The following is a 6,305-nucleotide window of genomic DNA, read 5'->3' as shown; positions in this document are numbered from 1 at the left end:
CACACCGGAATAGGCTGTTCACTTTCAGTGGAATATTCACATTCAATATGATAAAGTTTTATTGTATGATGGTGATACTGTAAATTTAGCGAAAACTTATGAGGCTCATTTAATTATTGAGGAATTAAAAAAGCAACAAAAATTATTAACTCCTGCAGAATTTACAGCTAATTTAGGTTCGTATTATAATTCTTTAATATCTATAGTTTTAGGCTTATTTGGATTCTTTTCTTTGATCAGTTTTTTCACTATTAAAAATAGTGCAAAAAATGAAGTTAAAGAGGCTTTGTTAGAAATAGATTTAAAGACTCAAGATTTAAATAGGATTGTAAAAAATGAAGTTAATAAAGTTTTAGATGAAATGCTTAGAGATTCAAAGTTAATGCATGATAAATTAGATCAATCAATTAAAGGATTAATTACTGATGCGCTTGATGAGTCAATTGCTACAGTTCCTTCTATTGATAATTTTAATAAACTTGTTGAAGATATTTCATCTTTAAAAGAAGAGCAAGATACCTACTTTGAAATGTTAGATGAAGCTATTAATGATAGAAAAATTAGTCATAAAAAAGTAACTGTTTAGGAAGATGGATAAATTAGAAAAGCAAAAATCAACAAGAGGAGGACGAAAAATCCATGAACAATTTAATGAACCTAGTTTGTTTAAAGATGTTGAAAGTGTATTACAAACAGCAAGAGATAAAGGTCTTTATGAAGGTAACGTATTAGATATTGAAACTTTGGTTGAAGTTTTACCAGATGTAGAATTAAGTTATTCAGAAATGTCTGGAGGTTTATCAGGGAGCTTGAAAAATGACAATGGAATTTGGCAGATGAAAATTAATTCAAAGCATCATAAAAATAGACAAAGATTTACAATAGCTCACGAGCTAGGACATTATTTTTTACATAAAGAAAAGAATACTTCATTTGAGGATACTACATTTTTTAGAGGAGCTAAAAGTAATCCTATAGAATATGCTGCTAATGAATTTGCTTCTGCAGTTTTAATGCCAGAGGATCTAATACAAGAGTTAATTTCAAATGGAGTAAGAGAGCTAAGTGAATTAGCAGGAGAATTTGGAGTATCTGCTTCAGCTATGAAATACAGATTAGAAAAGTTAGGATATATTTTAAATTAATATGATTTACAATTATACATTGATTATTAGGACTGGTGAGGCAGAAATCAAAGCTGTAGAAAATAGTTCAAGTGACATTTTAGATAAAGTTTTTCCTTTAATAGAAATTACTCGTGGAAGGAAAAAAACTGAAAAAAATGCTAAAATAGAGAATATTACTTATCCATTTGAACCTAGATTGAGAAAGTTAAAAAATATCCTTGAAGGAAGAATAGTTGGAATTACTTTGACGAATGAAAATTTATTAAAATCAGATGAAATAAATGAGTTATATAATCCTGATAATGGGTATGACGCATGGGTTAGTTTTCTTTTGAAAGTTAAGGAGGAAGGTGTCTTTAAAGAAATTGTACCAACAATTATAATTAATCCTGATGATGAATATTATGAGTATAATTTAGTCAAACAATTTCTTGCATTAAAAGATCATTTTAAAAAGATTATTTATCGTAATACTATTATTGATGAGTATGGATATGATGATTTGGATATTTTAAAAAAGTATCAGGATAAAAATATTGAATTTTCTATTTTGGTTGATTGTGGATATATACCTAATGCTACCGTTCCTAATGTAGCCGAAAAAACTATCTCACGTATAAATAATTATAAAGCATTGTTTGATGATTCATCTATTAATTATATTGTAGCAGCGACATCATTTCCTAATAATGTTAATGATATGGGAGGAGAAGATTATGATAATTATAAAATAGCCAGTGTAACATTATATAATACAATTTCTAGCCAAGGACTTGGAGATATTTTTTATGGGGATTATGGTACAATTAATCCTATTAGAAATGACGAAGTGATAATGGCTAGAGGATGGATTCCTAGAATAGATGTACCTCTTTACAACTTAGTGTACTATTATCGGGAAAGAAGACCAAAAGGAGTTTCTGCTTACGCCGATACTTATAGAAGAGTTGCACATAAAGTAGTTGCTGATGATATGTTTCCGATTAATATTAAATCTAATTGGGGAATAACACAAATATTGAATTGTTCTGAAGGTTTAAAACCTGGTGCTACTCCATCATTTTGGATTGCTGTTAGAATGAATATTCATATAGAACAGCAGGTTAGACGGATTAATAAAATAAATTAAATATTAATGATAATATTTAGTTATAATTATATCTAAGATTTTCTTTACTTTTACTAGAATTAAAATATTAAAAATCATCGATTTAAAAGCTCGGCTATTTCATGGCACATAAAAAATTAAAAGCCTGAAAGTCGCTATTTATAAGACATACGGAGTAGGGTGTAAATCCCTCTTTCTCCGCTGATTTATAAAAGATAACTTTTCAAAAGTCATCAAAAAAGTACAAAAACCTATGATTCACAATGAGTTATAGGTTTTTTCTTTTTTAGGGGTATCGCATTCTTTTTAAAAGTGCACCTAAAAATATTCGGGATTCGGTGCACAAAAAAATATCTAAGAGATGTGCACCTTTCAACTTGGCAAACCTTGACGCCAAAGGGAACCAGAGAGTTTTACACTGTGTTTTTGGAACGTTTTAATTCGACATTTATTAATATTTAAAAACAGTTGTCAATTAATTTCTTTCTCAAACCAAGTAGGAAGAAAAGTGATTTAAGAGGTGTTTACCTTCGAATCACAGTAGATGGTATTCGCAAAGAGACTTCACTTAGTCATAAATGGGATATCAAAAGATGGAACCAAAAAGCAGGTCGTGCTAATGGCGCTAAAGAAGACGCTAAAACCTTAAACTACCTATTAGATACAATTGTATCTAAAATTACTAAGTACAAATTAGAGCTATTAAGTAATGAACTACCTATTACTGCTTCAATTCTTATGGATCATATACAAGGTAAAGGAACTAGTAGGGTTAAAGTTTTAGAAGAATTCCAAAAGCACAATGATGAAGTTTTTAAACTTGTACCTAAAGAGTATGCTATTGGAACTCATGAAAGATATGTAACAGCAAGATCACATGTTGGAGAATATATCCGTTATGTATATGGTAAAGAAGACATAGAGTTTAGAGAACTTAATTATAAGTTTGTAATTGGCTATGAACACTATTTAAAAACTGTTAGAGCGTGTTCTAACAATACCGCTATAAAGTATATATCAAACTTCAAGAAGATTGTTTTACGGGCTGTTGCGAAGGGAATAATATCTTCTAATCCTTTTGTACAATACAAACCTAAAAAGACGAAGCTCAATAAGAAACCATTAAGCAAACAAGAGCTATCTATTTTAGAGAACAAAGAGTTTCAAAATGATAGAGTAAGTACTGTAAGAGATGTATTTGTATTTCAGTGTTATACTGGTCTTGCTTATATCAATGTGTTTCAACTAAAGAAAAGCGATATTACTAAAGATGAGGAGGGCAATCTGTGGATTAGAACCAACAGACAAAAAACAGATGCGAATATAACTATCCCTCTACTTCCAAAAGCAATAGAGATAATGGAAAAGTATAAAAATCATCCTGATTGTATTGGTAAAGATATCGTTCTTCCAGTTCGTTCTAATCAAAAGATGAATGAGTACTTAAAAGAAATTGCTTCACTATGTGAGATAAGTGAGTTAAACACCCATAAAGCTAGAAGAACTTTTGGAAGTACTGTAACTCTTGGTAATGGCGTACCTATTCACGTAGTCAAAGAAATGTTAGGACATCACTCTGTTAAACAAACAGAGGAATACGCTCTAACAGAAGAAGAGTCTATTAAAACTGAAATGCAGATATTAAAAGATAAGCTTGACGGAAAAGCAAATAAACAAACTGATAATTACACAGATTTACTAGAGAATTTAAAAAGCCTAACCCCTGATAAATTAACCCAACTAACTAATTTTATTAATCAATTAAATGGATAATAAAAACTCCCTTAAATTCTCTACACTTTCTAACAATTCAACTGTTGTATTTGCAAGCAAGGAATTTAAAGGAGTCAATTTTCAACCTATTTAGTAAGTAGAAGCTATCTTCTACTTACTAAATAGGTTCTCTATCTCTTTTCTGTTGTAGTAATACGAACCAAGTATTTTGCGATACTGCAATTTACCATTGATTCTAAGAGTTTGTAGCGAGGCTGGTGAGATACTTAGTAATTGTCTTGCTACTTTAGCCTTTACCCAATCAAGAGAAGTTTCTTTGTTTTGCTTGACTAATAGATCTTTTAACTCTCCAATGATTGTTTGAGCAAACAATCTTAAATCGTCTTTTGTAATTTGACTTTCCATGATAGTTATTTTTTTGGTTAAACAACTAAACTACAATCAAAACAGATGATACTCTGTTTTTGGCAGTTTCAAGGTCTATTTTGCTATGAATTTCCTATTAAACAACTATAATATTCTCATATTGGGATATCTTACCGATTATTTTATAACTTTACAATTCAATCTTTTTAAATCATTGGCTTTATCTTTGAGCCTTCTTAACTCAGCTATTAATTATGGAACATAAAATACACCAAGGAAGAAATGTAAAGCGTTTTAGAGAAATGCTTGGAATCAAACAAGAGGTTCTTGCTTTTGATTTAGGAGATGATTGGAATCAAAAGAAGATATCTCTACTTGAACAGAAAGAGGTCATTGATAATACTTTATTACAACAGATCTCTAAGGTGCTAAAAATACCTGTAGAAGCAATTGAGAACTTTGATGAAGAGCAAGCGATTAATATAATATCAAGTACATTTCATGGTACACAAGGTTTGATAAATTATAGTCCAGTTTTTAATAACAACCCTATTGATAAAATTGTTCAACTTCATGAAGAAAAGATTGCTTTGTATGAGCGTATGCTTAAAGAGAAAGACGAAATGATGACTCGTTTAGAGAAGTTGATTCAAACGAAGTAAATAGATTATTAATAAATATATGAAAGTTTAACCTATGGTTAGGCTTTTTTTTGTGACTTATAAAGACAAATAGAACCTCATTAAGCCAATACATAATATAGGAGGTTTTCAGGAATACTTTTCTGAAAATTTTTTAATTATGTTATATAAACAAACCGTTATTAATGAGCTTTGGGAATTACTTCAAAGACTTATGAAAGATGAAAAGTTACAAGATTTTATTCTTGTAGGAGGAACAGCATTAAGCCTGCAAATAGGTCATCGAATTAGTATTGATATAGACCTATTTTCGACCAAAGATTTTGATTATAAATCGATATCACAACATTTAAAGCAAAAACTTAATGCCAATGTAAAGGAAATGTTTAATAATACTATTTTAATGGATATCAATCGAGTTAAAGTAGATATTATTGCACATAAATATCCTTTACAAAAAGAAGTATTGCATATAGACAATGTACGATTAGCTTCTTTAGAAGATATTGGAGCAATGAAACTTCATGCTATTTTTCAAAGCGGAACACGTATCAAAGACTTTGTTGATATGTATTTTCTTTTAGAGCACAATCCTTTGCAAACCTATTTAGATGCTTATAAAAACAAGTATAATGGTAATACAGCATTAGCATCCTATGCATTAACTTTTTATGAGAATATCTATCGAGATTTTGAGGTTACCTTGATGCATGGAAAAGAAAGTAATTGGGATAGAATGAAAGAACGTTTAGAAAAAGCTGTTGCAAATCCCTCTTTTAAATTCGATTTAGAACCCGATAAAAAAATAGACCAACATGTTAGAAAAAGAGGAATACGCAGATAAATAGTTGCTTAACCTCCATTAAATCACTATATTTATAATATGAAAAAAGAACAAAAACTAACTGATATTTCAACTTTAGGAACTCAATTATTTTGGGATACTGACATTAATAAGCTTGATTATCAGAAAGCATACATTCCCATTATAGTACGTGTAATTGAACGTGGCGATCAGAGTGAAATAGATGAAATTGTTCGGCTGTATAGCAAAGAAAAAGTGCTTCTTACAATATGTAAGGAGATTAAGTTCTTACCTAATTACGCTATTGAAAGAGCAATTAGATTTTTTCCAGAACTTAGAAAAGAAGATATGCTTTGTTATCAAAACAGAAAAGATAAATCCTATCATTGGATATAAGAAAAAGCTAGAGTACATGTAATTTTGTACTCTAGCTTTTTTGCTTTATATATTCTGGTAATTAATACTTTTTCTCTTTACCCATTTTGCGACCTTGGGGAGAAAAACGAGTGGTCTTTGGTACTGAA

Annotated in this window: 8 protein-coding genes; 7 read left to right on the top strand and 1 reads right to left on the bottom strand. The window is 29.8% G+C overall.

The genetic code is table 11. The features are described 5' to 3' along the window. The first annotated feature begins 61 nt into the window (after positions 1–61). The 4 genes from GJV76_RS14995 (at position 62) to GJV76_RS14980 (ending at position 4,008) form a co-directional block, all read left to right on the top strand. Complete coding sequence (locus GJV76_RS14995; RefSeq protein WP_155093398.1) at positions 62–586, top strand: hypothetical protein; 525 nt, start codon at positions 62–64, stop codon at positions 584–586. 4 nt (positions 587–590) lie between these two features. Next, on the top strand, positions 591–1,145 hold the full coding sequence (locus GJV76_RS14990) for an ImmA/IrrE family metallo-endopeptidase (RefSeq protein ID WP_155093397.1): 555 nt from the start codon (positions 591–593) through the stop codon (positions 1,143–1,145). A gap of 1 nt (position 1,146) precedes the next feature. Then, entirely contained in the window at positions 1,147–2,256 is a 1,110-nt protein-coding gene (locus GJV76_RS14985; RefSeq protein WP_155093396.1) for a beta family protein, read from the top strand. Between the two features lie 447 nt (positions 2,257–2,703). Continuing rightward, positions 2,704–4,008 carry a site-specific integrase gene (locus tag GJV76_RS14980; protein WP_155093395.1) on the top strand — a complete coding sequence of 435 codons (1,305 nt, stop codon included), beginning with the start codon at positions 2,704–2,706 and terminating at the stop codon, positions 4,006–4,008. Between the two features lie 111 nt (positions 4,009–4,119). Here the strand turns inward: GJV76_RS14980 and GJV76_RS14975 are convergent, their stop codons facing one another. Further along, positions 4,120–4,374: a MerR family transcriptional regulator gene (locus tag GJV76_RS14975; RefSeq protein WP_155093394.1), complete on the bottom strand. Its 255-nt coding sequence runs from the start codon at positions 4,372–4,374 to the stop codon at positions 4,120–4,122. Positions 4,375–4,589: 215 nt separating this feature from the next. Between GJV76_RS14975 and GJV76_RS14970 the strand changes: the two genes are divergently transcribed. From GJV76_RS14970 to GJV76_RS14960, 3 genes are all read left to right on the top strand, one after another. Beyond that, positions 4,590–4,997, top strand: coding sequence for a helix-turn-helix domain-containing protein (locus GJV76_RS14970; protein ID WP_155093393.1), 408 nt, complete (start codon positions 4,590–4,592; stop codon positions 4,995–4,997). A 139-nt stretch (positions 4,998–5,136) separates the two neighbouring features. Beyond that, the gene (locus GJV76_RS14965) at positions 5,137–5,820 is read left to right on the top strand and encodes a nucleotidyl transferase AbiEii/AbiGii toxin family protein (RefSeq protein ID WP_025126271.1); all 684 of its coding nucleotides are present in this window, start codon (positions 5,137–5,139) and stop codon (positions 5,818–5,820) included. A 39-nt stretch (positions 5,821–5,859) separates the two neighbouring features. Then, on the top strand, positions 5,860–6,177 hold the full coding sequence (locus GJV76_RS14960; protein ID WP_006260078.1) for a DUF6922 domain-containing protein: 318 nt from the start codon (positions 5,860–5,862) through the stop codon (positions 6,175–6,177). The last annotated feature ends 128 nt before the right edge of the window (positions 6,178–6,305 follow it).

It is taken from the genome of Myroides albus, assembly GCF_009711045.1.
In the GTDB taxonomy this organism is placed as follows: domain Bacteria; phylum Bacteroidota; class Bacteroidia; order Flavobacteriales; family Flavobacteriaceae; genus Flavobacterium; species Flavobacterium album_A.
Note: the sequence above shows the minus strand (reverse complement) of the source record. Positions and strands in the feature narration are given on the sequence as shown.

Coding starts and splice junctions, on each gene's coding strand:
- GJV76_RS14990 (WP_155093397.1), top strand. CDS start 591: ATGGATAAATTAGAAAAGCAAAAATCAACAAGAGGAGGACGAAAAATC.
- GJV76_RS14985 (WP_155093396.1), top strand. CDS start 1,147: ATGATTTACAATTATACATTGATTATTAGGACTGGTGAGGCAGAAATC.
- GJV76_RS14975 (WP_155093394.1), bottom strand. CDS start 4,374: ATGGAAAGTCAAATTACAAAAGACGATTTAAGATTGTTTGCTCAAACA.
- GJV76_RS14970 (WP_155093393.1), top strand. CDS start 4,590: ATGGAACATAAAATACACCAAGGAAGAAATGTAAAGCGTTTTAGAGAA.
- GJV76_RS14965 (WP_025126271.1), top strand. CDS start 5,137: ATGTTATATAAACAAACCGTTATTAATGAGCTTTGGGAATTACTTCAA.
- GJV76_RS14960 (WP_006260078.1), top strand. CDS start 5,860: ATGAAAAAAGAACAAAAACTAACTGATATTTCAACTTTAGGAACTCAA.